The organism is Roseibium sp. AS2, assembly GCF_038900065.1.
Lineage (GTDB): Bacteria > Pseudomonadota > Alphaproteobacteria > Rhizobiales > Stappiaceae > Roseibium.
In genome coordinates this window covers 156,269-176,998 of sequence record NZ_JBBMQN010000007.1, presented here as the reverse complement: position 1 = coordinate 176,998, position 20,730 = coordinate 156,269, and the positions used below count along the sequence as shown (strand labels likewise).

General features: G+C 60.6%; 18 protein-coding genes. 9 read left to right on the top strand and 9 right to left on the bottom strand.

The window, feature by feature from the left end:
• Positions 1 to 6: 6 nt before the first annotated feature.
• From WNZ15_RS20320 to tenA, 3 genes are all read left to right on the top strand, one after another.
• Positions 7 to 402, top strand: coding sequence for an SUF system Fe-S cluster assembly protein (locus WNZ15_RS20320; RefSeq protein WP_342894852.1), 396 nt, complete (start codon positions 7 to 9; stop codon positions 400 to 402).
• 74 nt (positions 403 to 476) lie between these two features.
• Complete coding sequence (gene sufA / locus WNZ15_RS20315; protein WP_342894851.1) at positions 477 to 854, top strand: Fe-S cluster assembly scaffold SufA; 378 nt, start codon at positions 477 to 479, stop codon at positions 852 to 854.
• Positions 855 to 890: 36 nt separating this feature from the next.
• Entirely contained in the window at positions 891 to 1,553 is a 663-nt protein-coding gene (tenA, locus tag WNZ15_RS20310) for a thiaminase II (protein WP_342894850.1), read from the top strand.
• 58 nt (positions 1,554 to 1,611) lie between these two features.
• Here the strand turns inward: tenA and WNZ15_RS20305 are convergent, their stop codons facing one another.
• From WNZ15_RS20305 to parE, 4 genes are all read right to left on the bottom strand, one after another.
• Positions 1,612 to 2,619: a GGDEF domain-containing protein gene (locus WNZ15_RS20305; RefSeq protein ID WP_342894849.1), complete on the bottom strand. Its 1,008-nt coding sequence runs from the start codon at positions 2,617 to 2,619 to the stop codon at positions 1,612 to 1,614.
• 175 nt (positions 2,620 to 2,794) lie between these two features.
• Positions 2,795 to 4,246 carry a DEAD/DEAH box helicase gene (locus tag WNZ15_RS20300; RefSeq protein WP_342894848.1) on the bottom strand — a complete coding sequence of 484 codons (1,452 nt, stop codon included), beginning with the start codon at positions 4,244 to 4,246 and terminating at the stop codon, positions 2,795 to 2,797.
• A gap of 300 nt (positions 4,247 to 4,546) precedes the next feature.
• Positions 4,547 to 5,278: a hypothetical protein gene (locus WNZ15_RS20295; RefSeq protein ID WP_342894847.1), complete on the bottom strand. Its 732-nt coding sequence runs from the start codon at positions 5,276 to 5,278 to the stop codon at positions 4,547 to 4,549.
• A gap of 100 nt (positions 5,279 to 5,378) precedes the next feature.
• On the bottom strand, positions 5,379 to 7,424 hold the full coding sequence (gene parE, locus WNZ15_RS20290; protein ID WP_342894846.1) for a DNA topoisomerase IV subunit B: 2,046 nt from the start codon (positions 7,422 to 7,424) through the stop codon (positions 5,379 to 5,381).
• A 599-nt stretch (positions 7,425 to 8,023) separates the two neighbouring features.
• On the opposite strand from parE, the gene WNZ15_RS20285 reads away from it, so the two are divergent.
• Entirely contained in the window at positions 8,024 to 8,881 is an 858-nt protein-coding gene (locus WNZ15_RS20285) for a tetratricopeptide repeat protein (RefSeq protein ID WP_342894845.1), read from the top strand.
• 12 nt (positions 8,882 to 8,893) lie between these two features.
• On the opposite strand, the gene WNZ15_RS20280 is transcribed toward WNZ15_RS20285, so the two are convergent.
• From WNZ15_RS20280 to WNZ15_RS20270, 3 genes are all read right to left on the bottom strand, one after another.
• Entirely contained in the window at positions 8,894 to 9,409 is a 516-nt protein-coding gene (locus WNZ15_RS20280) for a hypothetical protein (protein ID WP_342894844.1), read from the bottom strand.
• A gap of 181 nt (positions 9,410 to 9,590) precedes the next feature.
• The gene (xth, locus tag WNZ15_RS20275) at positions 9,591 to 10,373 is read right to left on the bottom strand and encodes an exodeoxyribonuclease III (RefSeq protein ID WP_342894843.1); all 783 of its coding nucleotides are present in this window, start codon (positions 10,371 to 10,373) and stop codon (positions 9,591 to 9,593) included.
• 126 nt (positions 10,374 to 10,499) lie between these two features.
• Positions 10,500 to 10,841 (bottom strand): iron-sulfur cluster assembly accessory protein, encoded by a 342-nt coding sequence (locus WNZ15_RS20270; protein ID WP_342894842.1) that lies wholly within the window; start codon positions 10,839 to 10,841, stop codon positions 10,500 to 10,502.
• A gap of 153 nt (positions 10,842 to 10,994) precedes the next feature.
• Here WNZ15_RS20270 and WNZ15_RS20265 point away from each other — a divergent pair, with 153 nt between their 5' ends.
• The 3 genes from WNZ15_RS20265 (at position 10,995) to WNZ15_RS20255 (ending at position 16,567) form a co-directional block, all read left to right on the top strand.
• On the top strand, positions 10,995 to 12,212 hold the full coding sequence (locus WNZ15_RS20265) for a deoxyguanosinetriphosphate triphosphohydrolase (RefSeq protein WP_342894994.1): 1,218 nt from the start codon (positions 10,995 to 10,997) through the stop codon (positions 12,210 to 12,212).
• 98 nt (positions 12,213 to 12,310) lie between these two features.
• Positions 12,311 to 14,074 carry an arginine--tRNA ligase gene (argS, locus tag WNZ15_RS20260; RefSeq protein ID WP_342894841.1) on the top strand — a complete coding sequence of 588 codons (1,764 nt, stop codon included), beginning with the start codon at positions 12,311 to 12,313 and terminating at the stop codon, positions 14,072 to 14,074.
• A 102-nt stretch (positions 14,075 to 14,176) separates the two neighbouring features.
• Positions 14,177 to 16,567 (top strand): SPOR domain-containing protein, encoded by a 2,391-nt coding sequence (locus tag WNZ15_RS20255; protein ID WP_342894840.1) that lies wholly within the window; start codon positions 14,177 to 14,179, stop codon positions 16,565 to 16,567.
• 52 nt (positions 16,568 to 16,619) lie between these two features.
• Here WNZ15_RS20255 and WNZ15_RS20250 read toward each other — a convergent pair whose 3' ends face one another.
• Positions 16,620 to 17,537: a LysR family transcriptional regulator gene (locus WNZ15_RS20250; protein ID WP_342894839.1), complete on the bottom strand. Its 918-nt coding sequence runs from the start codon at positions 17,535 to 17,537 to the stop codon at positions 16,620 to 16,622.
• A 131-nt stretch (positions 17,538 to 17,668) separates the two neighbouring features.
• Between WNZ15_RS20250 and WNZ15_RS20245 the strand changes: the two genes are divergently transcribed.
• Positions 17,669 to 18,628, top strand: coding sequence for a DMT family transporter (locus tag WNZ15_RS20245; RefSeq protein WP_342894838.1), 960 nt, complete (start codon positions 17,669 to 17,671; stop codon positions 18,626 to 18,628).
• Here WNZ15_RS20245 and WNZ15_RS20240 read toward each other — a convergent pair.
• Complete coding sequence (locus tag WNZ15_RS20240; RefSeq protein ID WP_342894837.1) at positions 18,577 to 19,590, bottom strand: alpha/beta hydrolase-fold protein; 1,014 nt, start codon at positions 19,588 to 19,590, stop codon at positions 18,577 to 18,579. The two genes, WNZ15_RS20245 and WNZ15_RS20240, sit on opposite strands and share 52 nt — an antisense overlap.
• Positions 19,591 to 19,708: 118 nt before the next feature.
• On the opposite strand from WNZ15_RS20240, the gene nagZ reads away from it, so the two are divergent.
• A complete protein-coding gene (gene nagZ / locus WNZ15_RS20235) occupies positions 19,709 to 20,728 on the top strand; it encodes a beta-N-acetylhexosaminidase (protein ID WP_342894836.1) in 1,020 nt (339 codons plus the stop codon).
• Positions 20,729 to 20,730: the final 2 nt, after the last annotated feature.

Here is a 20,730-nt window from a genome sequence, read left to right as displayed (position 1 = left end):
GACACCATGGAAAACGCGACAACAATTGACACTGCGGCCAGCGGCGAACAGCTCCAGGCGGAAGTTTCCGCCAAGAGCGCGATTCCCGCCGATGAGCTGGACAGGCTGACCACCGACATCGTCGGTGCCCTTAAGTCAGTCTACGATCCGGAAATCCCCTGTGACATTTATGAGCTCGGCCTGATCTACAAGGTCGACATCGAGGACGACCGGTCGATCAATATCGACATGACCCTGACGGCGCCCGGCTGTCCGGTTGCCGGTGAAATGCCGGGCTGGGTCGAAAACGCGGTTGCATCGGTTGCCGGTGTCGGGCCGGTGAACGTCGACATGGTCTTCGATCCGCCCTGGACGCCGGACCGGATGTCGGATGAAGCCAAGGTCGCGCTCAACTGGTATTGAACTGACCGGCTTTAATCCGATAAGCTGAGACCCTATATCAGGTTTGATAAATCGGACTTTCAAAAGAGGACGCCATGGCTCCCGCCGCAAAATTCAAGGTCATGACCCTGACCGATGCCGCAGCAAACCGCGTGAAGGAACTTGTCGAAAACGGCGACAAGAACGCCGCGGGCTTGCGCGTCGGCATCAAGAAAGGGGGCTGCGCGGGCATGGAATACACCATGGACATGGTGGATGGCGCCCAGGCCTGGGATGACGTGATCGAGGACAAGGGCGTGAAGCTTTTCGTCGATCCTTCCGCGGTCCTGTTCCTGCTGGGCACGGAAATGGATTTCGAGGTCACCAAGTTCCGGTCGGGTTTCGTCTTCAAGAACCCCAACGAGGTTTCGGCCTGCGGCTGCGGCGAGTCGGTCTCGCTGCAGGAAGCTGACCTGAGTGCGTTCGCACGGTGATCGGCGAACACCTTCGTCTTTTCAAGAGTTTCCCTCATGACCCTGATTGATCGGCTGAAAGCCGACGCGGCGCCTCAATGGGCCGCCTACACCCGGCATTCCTTTGTCCAACAGCTCGGAGACGGCAGCCTGGCGCCGTCCGGTTTCCAACACTATCTGGTGCAGGATTACCTGTTTCTGATCCAGTTCGCGCGCGCCTATGCGCTGGGGATCTACAAAAGCCACAGTCTCACGGACATGCGCACCTCCCTTGAGGGCGTAAAGGCAATCCTGGATGTGGAACTGGACCTGCATCTGGAACTGTGCGGCAGCTGGGGCATGTCACGCGCGGATATCGAGAACGCGCCGGAGGACACGCCTACCATGGCCTACACCCGCTTCGTTCTGGATGCGGGGATGGCGGGTGATCTGCTGGACCTGCAGGCGGCGCTGGCGCCCTGCGTTGTCGGCTACGCCGAAATCGGTGCAGGTCTGGCCGCAGCGGGCCGTGACACCGCCTCCAATCCCTACCACAGATGGATACGGGAATACGCCGGTGAGCCCTATCAGCTTCTCGCCGGGGAGTTCGTCGGCTGGATGGATGTCACTGCAAATGAAGTTCTGACGGAAGCACGGTACAAGCGTGTGCTGTCGCTGTTCGAGAAAGCGTGCCGTCTGGAAATCGATTTCTGGCAAATGGGTCTGGATGCGGCCGGCTGAACCGGTTGTCGTTCTGTCCTGGTGTTCCGGCGTTGCAAAAGAAACGGCGTCGGTCTGATCAGGCGACGTCTTCCTGTTCCTTTGTCCCGGCAAGGTCCTCCTCGGACCTCACCAGATTCCTGCCGGAATTCTTCGCCAGATAAAGAGCTTCGTCCGCGCGTGACACGACCGTATGCGCGCTGTCAGTGTCCTTGCACGTTGCAACGCCCAGCGAAATCGTGATCCGGCCCAGGTTTTCGCCCGTGGAGCGTTTGACGAGTTCCTTGGACATGACGGCGGTTCGAATCCGCTCGCCGATTGCAGCCGCATCTTCCATACTGGACTGCGGCAGGATAATTGCAAATTCCTCGCCGCCATACCTGCATGCGATATCCTGGGACTTGATGTTCTGTTTGACCGCGAGAGCCACGAGCCGCAGAACCTGATCACCCGTCTGATGGCCGTAGGTGTCGTTGAATTTCTTGAAATGATCGATGTCGGTCATCAGCAGCGAGAAACCTTCTCCGGTTTCCTTGTGCTGGTCGATGATCCGCTCGATTGAGTTTTCGAAATGCTTGCGATTGTTCAGCGTCGTCAGTTCGTCGGTCAGGCTCTCGTACCGGATGGCTTCGAGAGAGGACTGCAGGTTTTCAATCTGGTTCTTGGATTCCAGCAGCTGGTTCTCGAGCTTGCGGTTCGACGAAACCGCGTTCTGGGTCGATTTCACAAGATGGGCCAGATAGATCTGGAGCTTTTCAGGGTCGGTGACGGATTTGATTTTCTCGCCGGCCTGTTCCAGGGCGCTGCCGTAATCGGAGGCCGCATCGGCACTCAGCTTGAGCGTGTCGACCAGTTCTTCGACTTCTTTGGAGACCTTGGAACCGACCTCATCCAACCTGTCGCCGAGCCGTGTGGGCGATAGGAACCGGCCATATAGGGTCAGCATTTCATCCGTGCCGATCCGGCCGTGGGTCTTGATCGACTCGTTGATCGCCCGGTTCAATCCCTGATTGTAGCCCGCAGCATATGTGTACCAGAGCTCATAGGAACGCGGATAGGCAGGAAGCGTGTTCTTTTTTATGTACATGATCGCGGAGTCACCATATTGGATCGTCCGCTTATGGTCGTCTTGGTCCGCCATCAGGTTCTCTCAAAACTGGCTTGCCGCACCGCCCCACACGGCAACAAGTACGGCTCTAAAACTCTGACGGAAAATTTAAGGACCCGTTAAGCCTAAGGCGAAACCTTGAAAGATACTGCGATTAAGAAGCTTTTTTCGGCCTCGGTTCCCTAAGGAGAAACGCCGGTATGTGCGCACCGGCCCCGAAAGCGGGCTCAAACTTTTCATTCCGAGTTTTTTTATTGACCGGACGCTGCGGCATGCTGGCAACGGGAGCGGGTGCCGGCGCGGTTTCCACCGGTGCGGGCGCGTCCGGTTTCTGGGTGTCGCGCGATCTGCTCGGTGCTCTGCGGCGGGGGGCAGGCGTCTTTTCCTGTTCCGCCTCGTTGTCGTTGCTCGAACTGGTTGTCTTGGCGGGTTTGCCGCCCCTGCGGCGGGCCTTGCGCTCTTGCGCCGCGGTTTCGAAATCTATCGGTTCGCCAATCCAGTCGATCGACTTCTCGATCAGCTTTTCGATTGCATCGAGATATTTCTGATCATCGCCGGTCACAAGCGTGAAGGCTGTTCCCGACCGGCCGGCGCGACCGGTGCGCCCGATCCGGTGCACATAGTCTTCAGCGTTGATCGGCACGTCGAAGTTGAACACGTGACTGACTTCCGGAATGTCCAGTCCACGGGCGGCAACATCACTTGCCACCAGGAGCTTGATGTTTCCCTTTCGGAAATTATCGAGCATCATCATGCGTGTGCGCTGGTCCATGTCACCATGCAGGGCGCCGACATTGTATTCGTGGCGCTCAAGCGACCGGAACAGGGTCGTGACGTCACGCTTCCTGTTGCAGAAGACAATCGCGTTCTTGAGATCATCCGCCCCGTCGAGGAGTTCCCGAAGCGCTGCGCGTTTGTCAAAGTCCTTGGACGGACATCCCTTGAGAAACTGGGCAACGTTTTCAGCGGTCGAAGACGTCCGCGCGACTTCGATGCGCGCCGGGTTCTGCAGAAAGGCTTCGGTCAGGCGCTGGATTTCCGGCGGCATGGTGGCGGAAAAGAACAGGGTCTGGCGCGTGAACGGGATCAGCTTGCAGATCCGTTCGATGTCCGGGATGAAACCCATGTCAAGCATGCGGTCGGCTTCATCGATCACGAGGATATCGACACCCTGAAGCAGAAGCTTTCCGCGCTCGACATGATCGAGCAGACGGCCCGGTGTGGCGATCAGCACGTCCGTGCCACGGTCAAGTTTCTTGTCCTGTTCGGAAAACGACACGCCGCCGATGAGAAGGGCCACGTTCAATTTGTGATTGGCGCCGTATCTCTCGAAGTTCTCCTCGACCTGTGCCGCCAGTTCGCGGGTCGGTTCAAGGATGAGCGTGCGTGGCATGCGCGCCCGGGCGCGGCCTTTTTCCAGCAGCGTCAGCATTGGCAGAGTGAAACTCGCGGTCTTGCCGGTGCCGGTCTGTGCGATGCCCAGAATATCCCTGCGTTCCAGGACCAGAGGGATTGCGCCCTCCTGGATCGCCGTAGGTTCCTTATAACCTGCTGCTTCAACTGCAGCGAGGACCTTCTCGCTAAGACCGAGAGTATCAAATGCCATGGAGCGCTTTGCCCAGATGTTGTGATTATTCGTTGACGGCACCTTCGGGAGAGCCGTTGGTGCCAATGTGCGCACACCCTACATTCATGCGCTCAAGTGTCAATGCGCAGGCGAGGTAAATTGCCAAGAAAAGTTAGTATTTCCGCGAATGATTTGCCAACTCAGTTAATAGTGCGACTGGCTGCCCGTAGGAAGTCATCCCGATTTATCTGTGTCAGTTGTCCCGAACACAGGCAAGGGCAAATGAAACCGTCAGCCCGACCTGCGGGGCAAGGTGCCGGACCGCGGATTTTTTCACCGTCAGGCCGACACGGCTTCGCGCGAGTAAAACATCTCGTAGTCGGCCCGGTACCTCCGCTTCAGCTTGCGCAGGAGCCCCTCGTCGCCAAAAGCCTGCAAGGTGCGCCGCGAAGCGAAATGCGAAGGTTGGTAGGAAGCTGCCGGAAGGGGGCTGCCGCCCAGCGCGTGTTCGCAATAGAAGTCGGCGAGCGATTGCTCGAAGTTCTCGACATGCCACACGACATCGGCGGTGAGGACGCCCTTGTAGGTCAGGGAAGCGCACTGACTGCGGAATAGATTGTCGGCTTCCAGGTCGGAAATGCTCGCAATCTGGGACACGAACGCGTCCGCGGACATGGCATTCGTGAAATACCGTTCGGCATAATAGGCCGGAATCGGGTCGGAATTCAGGATGATCTTTTCAAAGCAATAAGCGATGCGATGCGCCGGGTCCTGCACCCAGGCGACGACTTTCATTTCCGGATATCTGCGCTTCAGCTCCCGGGCCGTCAGCAGTTCCACATCGCCGTGGAACAGCAACCGCTCGGTACCCTTGGTCGGGCAGGTGCCGACGCCAGCCCGTGACAGCAGGGCTTCGGTGCCGGCAAGCCTGTGAAGCAGGGGCCGGAGTAACTGAAACGCCGGTTCGGCAACGCGTGCATAGGCCAGGCCATGCTTCGGGAATGCGAGATATACATGATTGCGCAGCGGACGGATCCGCTTGTCGAAAATGGAATAAACCCGGTTTAACATTGTACTTTTCCGACCGGTCGATCTGGAAGGCGCGGAGCTGAAAGTGTGTGCGGCAGCCTGCCGATGCATCAAACAACCGGCAATTTACCCGTTGTCGGGGTCAAATATCAAGATCTTCGGCGAATTCGGCATTATCCTGAATGAACTTGAACCTGGCCTCCGGCTTGTTGCCCATGAGGCGCTCCACCGTGTCATTCGTGTCGGCGATTGTATCTTCCGCAACAACAACCTTCAGCATTGTCCTCTTGCTCGGGTCCATTGTTGTTTCCTTGAGCTGCGCAGGCATCATTTCGCCGAGGCCCTTGAAGCGCCCGATCTCCACCTTCGACTTGCCCTTGAAGACCGTTCCCAGCAACTCGTCCTTGTGGGCGTCGTCCCGCGCATAAAGTGTCTTGCCGCCCTGGCTGAGCCTGTAGAGCGGAGGAACGGCAAGGAACAGATGACCGGTGCGGATCAGTTCGGGCATCTCCCGGTAAAAGAACGTGATCAGCAGCGAGGCGATATGGGCGCCGTCGACATCCGCATCTGTCATGATGACGATCTTTTCGTAACGCAGATCGCTGTCGCGGTACTGGGAGCGGCTGCCGCACCCGAGAGCCTGGACAAGATCGGCCAGTTGCTGGTTGGCGACCAGCTTGTCGCGCCCCGCATTGGCGACATTGAGGATCTTGCCGCGCAGGGGCAGCACCGCCTGGTTCGAGCGGTTGCGCGCCTGTTTGGCAGAGCCTCCGGCGGAGTCTCCTTCCACGATGAACAATTCCGTGCCGTCCGCCTGATTGGCGGAACAGTCGGCGAGCTTGCCCGGCAGGCGCAGCTTGCGCACGGCGGTCTTGCGCGCCACATCCTTTTCCTGCCGCCTGCGCAGGCGGTCGTCCGCGCGGTCGAGCACCCATTCCAGAAGTTTGTTGGCCTGATTGGGAGAAGCCGTCAGCCAATGGTCGAAGGCATCGCGGACCGCGACTTCCGTGATGCGGGTCGCCTCGTTGGTCGACAGCTTGTCCTTGGTCTGGCCGACGAACTCCGGTTCGCGGATGAAGACAGACAGCATGCCGCCGGCCGACGTCATCACGTCGTCACCGGTTATGATCGAGGCCTTCTTGTTGTTTGTGAGTTCGCCATAGGCCTTCAGGCCGCGCAGCAGCGCATAGCGGAAACCGGCTTCATGCGTGCCGCCTTCGGGAGTAGGCACCGTGTTGCAGTAGGAATTGACGAACCCGTCACCCGCGAACCAGTTGACCGCCCATTCGACGGAGCCGTGCTTTCCGGCATTGTCGGTGCGCCCGGAAAAGACCTCGTCGACGACACGCCGTTCGGTTTGCAGACGCTCTTCGAGAAAGTCCCGGAGGCCACCGGGAAAATGAAAGACGGCTTCCGCCGGCGTTTCGTCTTTTTCCGGTATCATGTCGGGCGTGCAGTGCCAGCGGATCTCGACACCGCCGAATAGATAGGCCTTGGACCGGGCCATCTTCAAAAGGCGCGCAGGCTTGAAGTGCGCCCCCTTGCCGAAAATTTGTTCGTCCGGCTTGAACCGGACCTGCGTGCCGCGCCGGTTCTGAGTGTCACCGACCAGCTCGATCGGCCCCTGTGGCTGACCGCGGCGGAACACCTGTCGGTACAGCTTGCGGCTGCGGGCCACCTCGACGACGAGTTCCTCGGAGAGCGCGTTGACCACGGACACGCCGACGCCGTGAAGGCCGCCGGATGTCTCGTAGACCTTGCTGTCGAACTTTCCGCCGGCATGAAGGGTGGTCATGATGACCTCGAGCGCGGACTTGTCCTTGAACTTGGGATGCGGATCGACAGGGATCCCGCGTCCGTTGTCGGTAATGGTCAGATAGCCGTCGCTTGTCAGGCTGACATCGATCCAGGTCGCGTGGCCGGCTACGGCCTCGTCCATGGAGTTGTCGATGACTTCCGCGAACAGGTGATGAAGCGCCTTTTCGTCGGTTCCGCCGATATACATGCCGGGGCGCCGTCTGACAGGCTCAAGTCCTTCCAGGACCTCGATATCGGCCGCGGAATAGTCATCGGGCACTTCCACAGGTGCAACGGAACGTGCTTTTTGCGGCTTTGGAGCGGGCGGGTCTTGCGCAATAGGTGCGGAGACCGCCGCGTTGCCGGCAAATAGATCGTCTTTTGAACTCATTCCGTGTCGCCTGCCGTATCGCCTGTTGAATGCTGGGTACCGGTTTCCCGATGATCAGCGCTGTTACCTACACCGAATCGAGAGAGAGTTTGAAGGACAAAGATAGAACGGGAAAGGTTTTGAGCCAAAAGCCCCCGTTTTCAACAGACCTGAAGCGGAATTGTCGGCTCCGGCAACCCTTCGTCAACCCGGGCATGGTGTGATGAGCGGGAACCATCGGGAGAGGGGTTTATCGGAATGTGCCAATTCAGCAACACTTGCCGGCAGAGTCATTCGCGGCATGGCCGAATACATTCCATTGCCCATGTTCGGCCATTTTTGGCGGTCACCCGTTAACATGAATTAAGTCGGGCCATGCATGAGGGACCGCCTCGATCAGGGCGGCGCCTGAACCTAAAGACCCGGAATTGATCCAAGTTGGGCGCAAAGCAGCCCAACTTGGAACGAAATGATCGGCCATCTTGGGCCAAACCGGAAAACGACCCTGAAGGGCCTAGCCTGGCAGGGGTGAGAGACTTCAAATGCGCATGGCGCGGACAAAAAACAAGAGTGTCCGTCGGAAGGACAAGTCGTTGCCGACGGATAATTGTGTGACAGGGATGCTGAACAAAAGCACGATGCTTCGACGCATGGGCAAGGCCGGAACTGTGCTCGGCGCGTTGATCGTCATCGCACTTGCCGGACCGGCGGGTGCATTCGACGGCCAGCCGGCGCCGCACAGGACAATCGGTCCGGACGACCTGTCGCCGATGGAAGCCCTGCGCGCAGGGGCACGCCAGTACTATTCCGGCGACAAGACAGCCGCCCTCGGTTCGCTGCAATACGCCGCCGAGAATGGCGAGCCCATGGCCGCCTGGAAACTCGGCGAGATGTATGCCAAGGGCGACGGCGTCAAGGAAGACGACCTGAAGGCATTCAAATATTACAGTCAGATCGTGCGGGAACATGGCGACGACCGTCCGGATGCGCCGGATGCTCCTTTCGTTTCCAGTGCGTTCGTTGCACTTGGCTCCTATTACCTGGACGGCATAGACGGCGCCATCCCGAGAAACGAGGCCAGGGCAAGGCAGATCTTCACCCATGCCGCCTCTTATTTCGGCGATGCCGGCGCCCAGTACGAACTGGGCCGGATGTATCAGAGCTCAAATTATCGCATGGCCGTTCGCTGGTACAATCTGGCCGCTCTGAAAGGGCATGTCGGCGCCCAGGCACGGCTCGGGGAAACGCTTTACGCCATTGGCACGTCGGACAAGAAGAAAGCGCGCGGGCTGATGTGGATGACCGTTGCCCGTCAGCAGGCCCAGGGAACCGAGGCGGCGTGGATCAACACCATGCATGAACAGTATTTCGCCGTATCGCCGGAACCCGTTCGCCAGATGGCCCGTTCGCTGGCCGATGGCTGGCTGCAGCAGAACCGGCCGGACGTCCTCACCGCGCAGCAACTGCCTTCTCAATAGTCGTCACACCGTTCACAACCGGGGCCTGTCGGCTCCGCCCGGGAGCCCGGACGCACCGGCATGTGCACGGCTGAAATCCGCCTGAAGAAGGCCGGTCTCGAGCCGGGGCGCCGTCCAAGGTGTTTCGGGCGGGTGGTCGCCATCGTGCCCTGGCACCCGGCTGACCGGGCAGGGGGCATCGCTCAATTTCCACGATGTGTTGTTCAGGACCATGTCGCAGGTTGCCATGCGCATTCCGTCCGGACTTTTCAGGCAGATGGAATCGCCCAGCCCGTAGTCCGCGCCCTGGTAGCGGCAGGTGCATGAAACGTTCTGGGCAGCGGCGAAAGAGCCGCCATAAAGCGCGAAAACAACAAGCTGCACCGCGAACAGCAGGCGAAAGAAAATCGCCGGTCCAAGCGTGCCACGCCCGGCCAGCGCCGTCCTTTCAGGCGGTGCCGACCCGTATTGTCCGCATGTCGCGCGCGCGGACGTTGAGCGCTGTTGCGTTATCCCATGATCGCAAAAGCCTAGCACGGTCGCGGTCAACCGCAAGTCCAGGCGCGAAAATTCGAGCCGACGCAGGGTGTACTGGCATTTGTTAGGTTCTTCGACACCTCATGGGCAGCGTCAGGAAAAGCGACCGGACACAAGCCCGCGCTTTGCATTCTTTCCTGGCAACTCGTCGAGATTTGACGCGCGATTTCAGTCCGATAATTGACTTCGCGACCTAGGCCGCAAGCTCAACCCAGACCGGGACATGATCGGAGGGCTTTTCCCAGCCGCGCACAAATTTGTCGATCCCGCAGCCCGCCATTCTGTCCGTCGCCTGGGGCGACAGCAGGATATGATCGATGCGGATGCCGTTGTTTTTCTGCCAGGCGCCGGCCTGATAATCCCAGAACGTATAGGTTTCCGGCGCTTCTGTTGTCGCACGGACGGCCTCGGTCAGGCCAAGATGGGTGAGGGCACGGAAGCGTTGGCGGCTCTCGGGTTGAAAGAGGGCGTCATCGACCCAATTGTCCGGGTTCCGGGCATCGATCCGGTCGGGGATCACGTTGTAGTCGCCAAGCAGGACAAAGGGGATTTCCTCCGCGAGGCGTTTTTCGGCATGGGCAATGAGACGGTCCATCCATTCCAGCTTGTACGGGAATTTTTCGGTTCCGAGCGGATTGCCATTGGGCAGATAGAGGCAACCGAAACGGATATCCCCGCGTTCGGTGGAGATACTGGCCTCGATATAGCGGGCCTGTTCGTCGCCATCGTTTCCGGGAAGGCCGCGCTGAACGTCCAGAAGCGGTTGCCTGGAGAGCAAGGCAACACCATTGAAACCCTTTTGCCCGTGGGTTTCGACAACATACCCGAGGTCCTCGAAAACCGACCTGGGAAAGTTTTCGTCGACCGACTTTATTTCCTGAAAACACGCTACGTCCGGTGACGTTTCCTTCAGCCAGTCCTGCACTGTATCGATGCGGGCCTTGACGCCATTGATGTTCCAGGTCGCGATTTTCATGGGCGGGGAGGCCTTGTGGACAGGAGGGACGGCGCAGCCGGCCGGAAATTCAAGATGCAGGACAATCAAGCGATCATGTCGCATGATGTTCTTATGCCGGGAACCGGAAACCGGCGCGCACGCGGGTCAGATCGTGAAACTGGTTCCGCAGCCGCATCCGGCAACCGCGTGGGGATTGTTGATCTGAAAGGACTGGCCAATCAGATCGTCCACGAAGTCGATTTCCGAACCGCCCATATACTGCAGCGAAACGGAGTCGATCAGAACGGTCGCCCCCTGTTTCTCGATTGCCAGATCATCCTCTTCCCTGGCATCGACCACGTCATATTTGTATTGCAGCCCGGAGCAGCCGCCGCCTTCGACACTGACCCGCAGCATGCTGCCCGCCGGTTCTCCGGACAAAATTGCCGCGATGCGCTTGGCAGCGCGGTCACTGACTGTTACTCGATTTTCAAGTGTTTCGGTCATGTTCTGCCGACTCGCTCGTTTCCCGCACTCGCGGGCGCATGAAACCTGATTTGTTCAGATAAGTATGTTTTGGAACTGCCCGCGTCAATGCACGCCGACAGGCCACGATGGCATCGGGTGCCGAAATACGCTGAGAACCATGGCTGGAAGCAGATGAACGCCGATATCGGATATGGGGCTCAGGCCCGCGCAGCCTACGCGGAAAATCCCGCCGAAAGCCGGGGGCGGCTGTACCCGGAACCGGAAAGTCCGACCCGGACGCCGTTTCAGCGGGACCGGGACCGGATCATCCACTCCTCCGCATTCCGGCGCCTCAAGCACAAGACACAGGTTTTCGTCTATCACGAGGGGGACCATTTCCGCACCCGCCTGACCCATACGATCGAGGTCTCTCAGATCGCCCGGTCCCTGGCCCGCGCCTTGCGTCTTGATGAGGATCTGGCGGAAAGTCTGGCGCTCGCCCATGATCTTGGTCACACGCCCTTCGGCCACGAGGGCGAGGATGTGATGCATGACTGCATGGCGCCGTTCGGCGGGTTCGATCACAATGCCCAGTCCATCCGCGTCGTCACCCAGCTCGAACAGCGCTATGCGGAGTTCGACGGACTGAACCTTGCCTGGGAGACCCTTGAAGGCCTCGTCAAGCACAACGGCCCCCTCATCGGAACGGACGGGGCACCGCTCGGAAAGTTCAAGGACGGCGAATTGCCTTTCGCGATCCGCGAATATGCGGCCCGGCAGGACCTGTTGCTGGACACCTGGCCGAGCGCGGAGGCGCAGGCTGCGGCCATTGCCGATGACATCGCCTATGACGCGCACGACTTGGATGACGGTCTCCGGGCCGGCCTTTTTGCCATAGAAGACATGCGCGCGGTTCCCTTCCTTGCGAGCATTCTGGAAGAAGTCGATGGCCGTTACCCGGGTCTCGAGGAAAGCCGGCGGATCCACGAGATCGTCCGCAGGTCCATAACCCGCATGGTGGAGGACGTGATCAGGGAAGCCGTGCGCAATCTCGAGGAGATAGCTCCGAACAACGTTCAGGACATCCGGATGGCGGGACGATGTCTCGTCGGCTTCTCAAGGGATATGGTCTTGCAGGAAAAGGCGGTGAAACAGTTTCTGTTCGCGCGGGTCTACCGGCATGCGGATGTTCTGGCCGTTCGCCGGGTTGTGGCAAGAATCGTCCGGGATCTCTTCGAAAGGTTCCTGGCCCAGCCGGAGACCATGCCGAAACCCTGGAATGTCGGCCTGGGGGACTTGAACGAAAAGGAGGTCGCGCGGCGGGTATGTGACTATATCGCCGGCATGACGGACCGCTATGCCATTGAAGAGCACCGCAGATTGTTTGACGATACTCCCGATTTGGGGTAGGCGCTTGATCAACTTTGAAGCCCTGTGGCGCCGAGGGGCGGCTCCCTCGCTGCGCACGGGGACTTTGTGTTTGCATTGCAGAACCCGATCGGTGACCCATGAATATCTTCGCGGACTTCACAAAACGCGTCAAAAAGATCCTTCAAGATCTTGACTTGAAGGATGCAAACGGATCTGCGCCAGATCTGTCTCGCGTTGTCGTCGAAGCTCCGCGCGATCCTGCTCACGGCGATCTGGCCACGAATGCGGCAATGGTTCTTGCCAAGCCGCTCGGACTGAAGCCGCGCGATCTGGCCGAGCGTCTGGTGTCCGAACTCAACGCTGATCCCGACATCACGGAAACCTCCATTGCCGGGCCCGGTTTCATCAACTTGCGGGTCGCTCCGGCTGTCTGGCACCGCGTTCTGGCAAGTGTTCTCGACCTGGGTGTCGATTTCGGGGCACAGACCAAGTCGCCGGCACCCAAGGTAAACGTGGAGTACGTCTCCGCCAATCCGACGGGGCCGATGCATGTCGGGCACATTCGTGGCGCCGTTGTGGGAGATGCTCTGGCCAATCTTCTGGAGTTCGCCGGCGATGAGGTCGTCAAGGAATACTACATCAACGACGCCGGTTCGCAGATCGACACGCTCGCACGCAGTGCCTATCTCCGCTACCGCGAGGCGCTCGGGGAAGACATCGGTGACATCCCGGCAGGACTTTACCCGGGCGATTACCTGAAGCCTGTCGGTGACCGGCTCAAGACCGAATTCGGTGAGAAGTTGAAGGCCATGGACGAAGCCGCCTGGATGCCGGTCGTCAAGGAACGCGCGATGGCGGCCATGCTTGATCTTATCCGGGAAGATCTCGCAGCGCTCGGTGTCGAGCACGAGGTGTTTTATTCCGAAAAGTCGCTTCATGAGCGCACGGACAAGAACGGTTCGAAAATCGACCACATGCTGGACACGCTCCGGGACATGGGGCTGGTCTATCAAGGCACGCTGCCGCCCCCCAAGGGCCAGACGCCCGAGGATTGGGAAGACCGGGAGCAGACCCTTTTCCGGGCCAGCGATTTTGGCGACGACACCGACCGCGCGCTCAAGAAATCCGACGGGTCCTATACCTATTTCGCGGCGGATGTCGCCTATTTCCAGGACAAGTTCGAGCGCGGGTTTCAGGAAACGATCTACGTGCTGGGGGCGGATCATGGCGGCTATGCCAAGCGCCTCCAGGCTGTCGGCAAGGCGATCTCCGGCGGCAGCACCGAAGTCATTGTGCGGTTCTGCCAGCTGGTCAAGCTGATGCGTGACGGCGAACCGGTCAAGATGTCGAAAAGGTCGGGAGATTTCATCACGCTGCGTGACGTTGTCGACGAGGTCGGTTCCGATCCGGTCCGCTTCATGATGCTGTTCCGCAAGAACGACGCGCCGCTGGACTTCGATTTCAAGAAAGTCACCGAGCAATCGAAGGACAACCCCGTCTTCTACGTTCAGTACGGGCATGCCCGGTGCCGCTCCGTGCTGCGCCAGGCGGTCGAGGCCGGAACGGCGGCCGACAGCAAGGCACTGGCAACGGCCGATCTTGCGCTGCTGGAAGACAGCGGCGAGTTGGAGCTGATCGCGAAGATGGCTGAATGGCCGAAGGTTGTGGATGCGGCGGCCGAAACACATGAGCCTCACAGAATCGCTTTTTATCTGCATGAATTGGCGGGATCTTTGCATGGCCATTGGAACAAAGGCTATGAATTGCCGCATTTACGTTTTATTCAGGCCGGTAACTTGAAATTAACCCTGGCGCGTCTTGCTTTGGTTCAGGCAGTATCTTTGGTGCTTGCTTCAGGATTATCGATTCTTGGCGTCAACGCCCCTGAAGAAATGCGCTAGGCTAAACGTCGCTGCCGCAGACAAAATGTTGGTTAAAAGTACCGAAGTGGACCGGTTTTCGCAAAGCTCATGGCACAAGACTACGAAACAAAGCGATCAGATTTGCAGGCTTCGCGCGATAAACCGGGCGATAACCTGACGGCTGCCGAAGATCCGCTGGTCGAGCTGGCGCGGATTGTCCACAAGAACAAGCAATCGGGGGCAAATGTGAGCAGTGGCCGCGTCGGCAGCACGGACTACTTCGCAGGGCTTGAGGACGTCGCCAGCAAGGACGATGAAACCGCGGCCGAATTCAGCACGCGCCAGGAGCCGACCTTCGCTTCACAGCCGTCCGCAAGCCAGGACCCTGCCGGGCCGGCCTTGAGTGCCGATACGAGCACACAAACCGTCTCCGGCGGGATGCAGGTGGCTACCGAAGCAGGCGACCAGGAACCGTTTTTCGAAGCGCCAACCGAGCCTGCCACGGGCAGATCCTCGCATCCCTCGACACTCTGGCCGGAAATCGGCCAATCCGGTGCGGGTATCGGTCTTCCGGAGGTGTCGGGCCAGGTCGCGACCGGGCTTCAGCCAGCGCCGCTTGAAAGCGCTGCCGTTGACGGTCAGACCGCCTATTCCGAAGTTCCGGACTTTGCCTCGGAAGTCGAACCTTCAAGTCTTGCGCCGACGATATCTATCGACCTTGAGCAGAACCTCTCCGCCGAACTCGAGGACGAACTCATCGGTGCGCTGCGCCAGTCGGTAGATGAAGTGCAGCCGGGCGCCGAAATCCCGGTCGAGCCGATTGCTCCTTACGCGGTGCAGGGAACGGAATACCCGGCCACCGGTCAGTATGCGGGATCCTATCGCGTTGACGCAGGTGCGCCTGCCGCCGCTGCCGCGCCGCATGAAACCGGTGCCAGGGACATGGCTGCGGAAAACCGGATTTTTGACCGGGAAGACCGGGTCTCTCCGAGCCGGGGGACGGAACGGTATATGCCGTCCGGTCATCACGAACCTCGCCTGGACACGCCCGTGCAACCACCCGAACCGGTTTCGGCGCAGCGTCCGCGCATCGATGAAAACGATCTGTTTGCCGCCTTGAACCCGGTACAGAGCGATCCGGTCCCGGAGCAGGAACTTTCGCCGACGGCGCAGAGCGGTGATCCGGCCGGAATTGAAGCCCTGTTTGCCGACCTGGATTTTCCGTCACCTTCCGAAAGGAAGGCCGGTGCCCAGGAAACCCAACTCTCTCAGACGGCCGGGTCGACCGACTTGTCGGCACTCGACGAGATGACCTGGCCTGCTGCGGCTGCGGCCGTGCCGCAGACCGAGGCGGAAGAAACACCGCCGCCGCCCGAGGGCTACGATCTCGATGCGGTCGCCAGAGCAATGCAGGAAAGCGACCCGAGCCTGACAGGTGCAGGCGTGCTTCCGCCCCATTCCGCCGCAGAGACGGGAGCCGTTCCGCACGCGGGTGAGAAGTCGCGCCGTGGAATGGTGGTCGCTGCGGGTGTGCTTGGCGTCGCCATACTCGGTGCAGCCGGGTTCTTCATGCTCGACGGGGACTCGGTCTCCGTGCCAAGCGGGCCGCCTCCGGTCATCAGCGGCCTGCAGGAGCCGCTCAAGGTCTTTCCCGAGGACGCACCGGCTCCCGCGAATGACCAGACCGCGAAACTCGATTACTCGCGCGTCGACGGGTCCGGCGTGACCGGGCCTGACAGACTGGTTCTTCCAAACACGCCGCAACCGGCCGAACTGCCGCCGGCTCCGGCCGACACCAACGGACGTGCAGAACTGGCTCCCGGAACACCGAAACGGGTGCGGACCGTGATCGTGCGGCCGGACGGCACTTTCGTTTCCGAGAACGAACCTGATCCGTCCGCGGCGACCGTGCCGCCGGTCTCCGTGCCGGCGGACGCGAGACCTGTCCAGACCGAACCGGTCGTTGCCGCCCCCGAAGACAGTCCGGCAGTGGCGGCCCAGCCCAGCCTGCCGGTGCCGGCAACGGTTCAGACACCAGTCGTTTCCGGCGGTGCGGACAACGCCGGAACCGCGTCTGCGGTTACCGGTGCGCCTGTGCCGGGTGTCCTGCCGCGCAAGAAGCCTCCGGTTCCGCTCCAGGTTGCCGCTGCGCCGCCTGCTGCCGTCACCCCCGTTACCACGCCCGCGCCGACTGCGACCGACACCGGACCGCTCAATCTGTCTCAGCAGGCGGCAACGCCTGCGGCTGCGGCACCTGCGGGGACCTCGGGATCGATCGCGCCGGGCACCTATATCGTGCAGGTCACGTCACAGCGCTCCGAATCGGCGGCAACGGATGCCTATTCGGGCCTGCAACGCCGGTATCCAGCCATCCTCGGCAACCGGAATGCTGTGATCGTCTCCGCGAATGTTCAGGACCGCGGCGTATTCTACCGGGCGCGGATCCCCGCTTCATCGCGCGAGGAAGCAGTGTCGCTCTGCGAGAGCCTGCAGGCAGCCGGTGGTGATTGTTTCGTTCGCAGGCAGCCGTAACGGGTGAAGAATTCCATCCTGCCGAAGATCTGAACCAGGCTTGGTGACGCCGCTATTGCGCGGCGGCCGCCGGAAATTCTGATGCTGTTCCCGTCAATTCTGGCGAGAGGGAACGATAGACCTGTGCTATCGCGTCCATCGCCGTTCGAACCGCGGGTTCCCGTCTCAGGTCGCGATGCACGATGATGTGTTCCGCATTTGTCAGCTCGGGCAGCGGGTCGGTTAGCCTTGTCAACGTGCGGTTCTGGTCTCCCATGAAGGCGGGCAGCAGTGCCAGCCCGGCGCCGGAAGCGGTCATGTTCATGAGCGTTGTCATGGTGTTGGAGCGAAATTTTGGCCGTTCCGTCAAACGGCATTCCAGCCAGCGCATATGCGAGGGATACCAGAGATCGTCGGGGGCAAAGCCCAGCCATGTGCAGTGCTCGTAACGGTCGTCGGTCCGGGACGCGGGATGGGCATTGACGTATGTCCGCGATCCGTAGACGGCATAAGCAAGGTCACCGACCTTGCGGGCGATCAGGGTGTCCGTTTCCGGCAGGCAGTTGCGGATCTGCAGTTCGATGCTGCGGGACTGGTGATTGACGAGGCCATGACTGGATATCAGCTCCAGTTCAACGCCATCCAGAAGATCCGTCAGCGTCGAGAACCGGTCCGTGAGCACACGCGCCCGGACTTCGTCCACGGCCACCCTGACCACCTTGAGCGCGGAAGCCGCTAGGTCCGGCAGGATACGGGTCGCCGCCTCCGCTTGTCTGCGCATGTCCTGCGCGAGCGGGATCAGGCGCAGGCCTGCTTCCGTCGGCTTCAGCCCTGTCGGTGTCCTGTCGAACAGGCGCGCGCCTATCCTGTCCTCGAAACTCTTCAGTCTGCGGCTGAGCTGCGGCTGGCTGATGTCCAGTGCCTTGGCCGCGCCGGACAGGGACCGCATGCGCGCTGCGGCATCGACAAGTTTCAGGTCATCCCAATTCATGCCCGTGATATACCAAAATGCAGAACAGGCAGCAACGGTATGCGAATATGCATGCCCAATATGGGCATTTAGGGACTGCAGGCAGCGGCCTTCGGATGCTAACAGAAGCGGTGCAACAGGAACCCTGCCGAATGTCCGAGCGATCGATCCATCACCAGCCTGAAAACACCGTCATCGCGTTCCTGCTGGCGATCGCCGGGATGTCCGCCTTCACACCCATATTTGCGGCAGGGAAACTCGCCGATGGCGCGCTGCCGCTCGCGGTGCTTGTCTGGCTGAGGTTTCTGGGGGGCGCCGTTACGATCCTGTCCGTCGCAGCGGTGAGACGGTCGCCTGCGTTCCTGCGACCCAGTTCCCACTGGAAGCTGCATCTGCTGCGCGCTTTTTGCGGCGTCGGCGGTCTGGGCTGTACCATTTACGCGGCCAGCGTACTGCCCCTGGCGGACGCAACGGCCATCGGACTGACCAAAGGCATCTTTGCGATCGCACTGGCGGGCCTGATCCTGAAGGAAGTGGTCACAGGACATCATTGGGTCGCCGGCGGGCTGTGCGCGCTGGGGGCATTCCTGGTGGTCACGGCGGCAGAAAGCGGCGGCGGCAGCAGCAGGGAGCTGGTCCTCCCAGGTGTGGCCGCGGCTCTGCTGGGAGCCGTGTTCATGGCCAGCGAAGCCCTGATCATGCGTTTCGTCGCCCAGCGTGAGCACACAATCACGATCCTCGCCCATGTGAATGTCATCGCTGCCGTCCTGCTGACAGGTCCCGTGATCTGGGTGATTGTCTCGCATGGCGTGGCCTGGAAGGATCTCTTGGGCTTCGCCTGGATGGGGCCCCTGGCGATCCTGGGTCAATCCTTGAACCTGTCCGCCTACCGGCGCGCCGGCGCAGCGACGCTGGCGCCGGTCTTTTACGGCACCGTGCTTCTCTCGGCGGCCTTCGGCTATGTCGTCTGGGGGGAAATACCGGCCCCCGTTGCAGTGGCCGGCGCAGTCCTGATCGTCGCGGGCGGAGCCGTCCTGACGGTGCCCCGAGCCGCATTGCGTCAGGTCGTCAGCCTGTTCACCAGAAAGGGCAGGCTCTGGTCGAGGCGGTAGTCGAGCGAGGAGTGATTGTCGGCAAACTCCTGGTAGACATGGTCTACGCCTGCAGCGTCCAGCTTCCTGTGAAGTTGCCGGGCGCCGTAAACCAGATTGTACTGATCGATGTCGCCACATTCGAGCCAGAGACCCTTGAGCGACCTGAGCGCATCGAGGTGCCTGTCGACGATCCGGACCGGATCGTGTTCCAGCCAGGTATTCCAGCGCTCTTCGATGAGTTCGCACGTGTCCGGGTGGACGGGCAGGCGGATGCCGCAAAAAACGTCCGGGTCCGGGTCCGGATCGTAGGTCGCGGCCATTGCAAAGGTCATCAGGTCGTGCAGCGCATTGCCGGGAAATTTGGGGCCCTTCTCGAAATCCTTGACGAACGCCTCGATAGAGCCGGCCCTGGCGATGGCGCGCAGGGCACTGGGCATTTCCGGAAGATAACAAAGGTCGAAGGCCATATCGCCCGAAAGGCACGCGGCCGCGGACCAGACCTTCGGATACTTCATGGCATGCATGATGGCGCCGTAGCCGCCGGATGACTTGCCGAAGATGCCGCGTCTGCCGGGCCCGCCGCACTTGAAACGGCCTTCGACATCCTCAAGCATTTCCGTGGTCAGCCACGTCGCCCAGGGACCCATGGCATCGCTGTCGATGTACTGATTGCCGCCCAGGCGGGTGAAGCAGTCCGGAAACACGACCGAAACCGGCGGCAACTCGCCGTCGTGAATGAGTCGATCAAGCCTTTCGGGAACGTTTTCGCCGAAGTTCTTCCAGTTGACATGGGCGGGGCCCCCGGCCGTATAGCCGACGATATCCACCAGAAGCGGCAGCCCGTCGCCGTCATGGCCATGAGGCGTATAGACGACAATCTCGCGTGTCGCGGTGTCGCCCAGCCGATTCCGCCCAAGGTTTTCAGATCTATGGGAAAACCGGTGCAGGTTGCCGGCTGGAATATCGAGACGCGCACGCATGGACAACTCCGGTTTGGGCGGGGGCAGCGAGCCCATAGAATGCAAGTTCATGGAGTGGGCGCAAGTGGGGGGCATCGCATTTCTTGACGGGTCACGATGCTGAGGCTAAGCCGGACGGATGATCAAGGCCTTTGTTTCCGGCTGTTCCGGACCGCAACTTACCACTTACGAAATCGGTTTTTTCAGGGATGAGGCCCCCTGGGGACTGATCCTGTTTGCCCGAAATATCCAGACGCCGGATCAGGTCCTCGAACTTACGACGGAGTTCCGCAGGGCGGTCGGGCGCGACGACGCGCCGGTGCTGGTCGACCAGGAGGGCGGCCGTGTCCAGCGGCTCCGCCCCCCGCATTGGCGCAAGTATCCGGCTGCGAAAGTCTACGGGGATCTGTATCTGCGGGACGCGGAAGCGGGTCTGCGGGCCGCCTGGCTCGGAGCGCGGTTGATTGCCGGAGACCTCCAGCCGCTCGGTATCACCGTTGATTGCCTGCCCTGTCTGGATGTCCGGTTCCCCGATACGGTGGATGCCATCGGCGACAGGGCCTTTTCAACGGATCCGGATGTCGTCGCGGACCTCGGCAAGGCGATGGTCGAGGGCGCGCTGGCCGGTGGTGTTCTGCCGGTCATCAAGCATATCCCCGGACACGGCCGGGCACGGGTCGACAGCCATCTGGAACTGCCCCGTGTGGACGCCGGCCATTCTTCTCTGGAAAGCGTGGATTTTCGACCCTTCAAGGCGCTTTCCCGGGTGTCATTGGGAATGACAGCGCATATTGTATACACGGACATCGATGCCGAGAGACCCGGCACCCACAGCGCGAAGATCATTCGCGGCATTATCAGGGAGACGATCGGTTTTGACGGTTGCCTGATGAGCGACGATATTTCGATGAAGGCGCTTGGCGGCACCATCGACGAGCGCTCGCGCGCGATCATTGAAGCCGGCTGCGACATCGTCCTGCATTGCAACGGCGATCTGGAAGAAATGCGCGCGGTCGCCGCCGCGGTGCCTGAACTCTCCGGAAAAGCCGGAGAGCGGTGCGAGGCGGCGCTGAGCGGGCTGAGGGTACCGGATCCGGAATTCGACGGCCGGGAGGCCTGGAACGAGTTTCAGTCCCTGACGGGCTGGCAAGGGGTTTGACC

Bases quoted from the DNA above. Each gene is read 5' to 3' on its own strand.
- WNZ15_RS20320 (WP_342894852.1), top strand. From the start codon at position 7: ATGGAAAACGCGACAACAATTGACACTGCGGCCAGCGGCGAACAGCTC.
- sufA (WP_342894851.1), top strand. From the start codon at position 477: ATGGCTCCCGCCGCAAAATTCAAGGTCATGACCCTGACCGATGCCGCA.
- tenA (WP_342894850.1), top strand. From the start codon at position 891: ATGACCCTGATTGATCGGCTGAAAGCCGACGCGGCGCCTCAATGGGCC.
- WNZ15_RS20305 (WP_342894849.1), bottom strand. From the start codon at position 2,619: ATGTACATAAAAAAGAACACGCTTCCTGCCTATCCGCGTTCCTATGAG.
- WNZ15_RS20300 (WP_342894848.1), bottom strand. From the start codon at position 4,246: ATGGCATTTGATACTCTCGGTCTTAGCGAGAAGGTCCTCGCTGCAGTT.
- WNZ15_RS20295 (WP_342894847.1), bottom strand. From the start codon at position 5,278: ATGTTAAACCGGGTTTATTCCATTTTCGACAAGCGGATCCGTCCGCTG.
- parE (WP_342894846.1), bottom strand. From the start codon at position 7,424: ATGAGTTCAAAAGACGATCTATTTGCCGGCAACGCGGCGGTCTCCGCA.
- WNZ15_RS20285 (WP_342894845.1), top strand. From the start codon at position 8,024: ATGCTGAACAAAAGCACGATGCTTCGACGCATGGGCAAGGCCGGAACT.
- xth (WP_342894843.1), bottom strand. From the start codon at position 10,373: ATGAAAATCGCGACCTGGAACATCAATGGCGTCAAGGCCCGCATCGAT.
- WNZ15_RS20270 (WP_342894842.1), bottom strand. From the start codon at position 10,841: ATGACCGAAACACTTGAAAATCGAGTAACAGTCAGTGACCGCGCTGCC.
- WNZ15_RS20265 (WP_342894994.1), top strand. From the start codon at position 10,995: ATGAACGCCGATATCGGATATGGGGCTCAGGCCCGCGCAGCCTACGCG.
- argS (WP_342894841.1), top strand. From the start codon at position 12,311: ATGAATATCTTCGCGGACTTCACAAAACGCGTCAAAAAGATCCTTCAA.
- WNZ15_RS20250 (WP_342894839.1), bottom strand. From the start codon at position 17,537: ATGAATTGGGATGACCTGAAACTTGTCGATGCCGCAGCGCGCATGCGG.
- WNZ15_RS20245 (WP_342894838.1), top strand. From the start codon at position 17,669: ATGTCCGAGCGATCGATCCATCACCAGCCTGAAAACACCGTCATCGCG.
- WNZ15_RS20240 (WP_342894837.1), bottom strand. From the start codon at position 19,590: ATGCGTGCGCGTCTCGATATTCCAGCCGGCAACCTGCACCGGTTTTCC.
- nagZ (WP_342894836.1), top strand. From the start codon at position 19,709: ATGATCAAGGCCTTTGTTTCCGGCTGTTCCGGACCGCAACTTACCACT.